Below are 1,641 nucleotides of genomic sequence, written 5' to 3'. Positions count from 1 at the left end.
GCACCCGTTCGTAATATAAGGTTAGCCAGATATTTCTGGTTGACCTTTTTATTTATGGTCTTAATATTACGGTAGTCGGGGTAGAACGTCGCACCCGTGGGTTAAATCCCGTCAACTAAACTGTTCACCCCCTACTTGTATAAACATGTTTCAGGCTGGTTGGGACAACGATCCCGTTTAACAAGCGAACCTATGACATTACAAGAAGCCTTAGGGGATACCGACAATTGTTGTTTTACAAAGGAGGAGATATGATTATGAATCCAGTCATTGGTCTGGATGTTTCAAAAGGTGAAAGTCAGGTTCAAGCATTTTTAGACAAAGGCAAACCGTATCGTAAGAGCTTTAGTATCAAACACAATACTGATGGTTTAGGTAGTTTATTAGAGTTCCTTCATGAAGTAGAGAGTTCAGCTGGTGGTCATCAGCCAACGGTGGTTTTAGAATCAACAGGACATTACCATTTTCCTGTAATTCAATTTCTTGAGGAGCAATGTTTTGTTTATATTGTTGTCAATCCTCTTATCTCCCATCGAGCCAAAAGTTCGAGTTTAAGGAAGGTAAAAACAGATACAATTGATTCTTTTCACCTTTGCGAACTGTTTTATAAAGAAGAATTAGAGCCTTATAAAAAAAGAGGAATTCAACTATTAAATCTTCGTAATCTAACAAGACAACAAGAAAGTATTGCCGAAGTATCAGCACAGACTAAAATACAGCTGCATACCCTTTTGGATCAGGTATTTCCTGAATATAGAGGAGTTTTTGGAAGTTTATATTCCAAAGTCTCATTGCTTACATTATTAGAATTTCCTACTTCAGAAGTAGTGTTAAGTGTGAGTGAAAGAGAAATAACAGAGAAAATAGCTTCGCTATGTATGAGTCGTTCAGATGCATGGGCAAACGAAAAGGCCAAAAAATTAAGGGAAGCAGCCCTTCGTAATCCGTTTCAAAGCAACCTCTACCAGAGTAATATTTTTAATCTAGAGTTATTAGTCAAGATCGTTCTTCAATACCAAGAGCATCTATCTAAGATTGCAGGTGAAATAGATGCCCTCGCTAAAGAAATTGAAGAATATCATATACTGCAGTCTATCCCTGGAATTGGAGAGAAAATCGCCGCCACGATTATTTCCGAGATTGGTGAGATAGATCGGTTCAATGATGCCAAAAAGCTCGTTGCATTCGCTGGAGTAGATCCTAGTGTTTTCTCTTCTGGTAAGTTTACTGCATCTGTAAATCGAATTACCAAACGAGGTTCTAGTAGACTTCGACATGCCTTGTATATGGCAGTTCAAAGTGGTATTCGTGATGCTCGTAAAAAGAAAACGACTGATAAAATCATCGCACGCAATAAAAGATTAAGAGAGTTTTACGATAAAAAACGTGAAGAAGGAAAACCCTTCAAAGTAGCAGTTATTGCATGTGTTAATAAGCTCTTACATTGGATTTTTGCCTTATTAAAAAGCAGAACTATTTTCCAAGATACAGTTTAAAAACTATATCTAACTAAATACAACAAAACCTTCCAAATTAAACATAGAGGAAGGTTATTTGGCATGAACATTTTTAGTATATCATGACGTTATTATTCTTTTTATTGAAAAATGTTGACAAACTATTAGCTGGTTTTGTTTAAGT

General features: G+C 36.3%; 1 protein-coding gene. It reads left to right on the top strand.

Annotation, left to right across the window (positions count from 1 at the left end; translation table 11 throughout):
• Positions 1-257 precede the first annotated feature (257 nt).
• Complete coding sequence (locus tag MKY20_RS28630; RefSeq protein ID WP_034297819.1) at positions 258-1,496, top strand: IS110 family transposase; 1,239 nt, start codon at positions 258-260, stop codon at positions 1,494-1,496.
• Positions 1,497-1,641: the final 145 nt, after the last annotated feature.

Source organism: Cytobacillus sp. FSL W8-0315, from assembly GCF_038002905.1.
In the GTDB taxonomy this organism is placed as follows: Bacteria; Bacillota; Bacilli; order Bacillales; family Cytobacillaceae; genus Cytobacillus; species Cytobacillus pseudoceanisediminis.
This window is presented reverse-complemented; position numbering and strand designations above follow the sequence as displayed.

Excerpts from the sequence above, each read along its gene's own strand:
- MKY20_RS28630 (WP_034297819.1), top strand. The coding sequence starts at position 258 with ATGAATCCAGTCATTGGTCTGGATGTTTCAAAAGGTGAAAGTCAGGTT.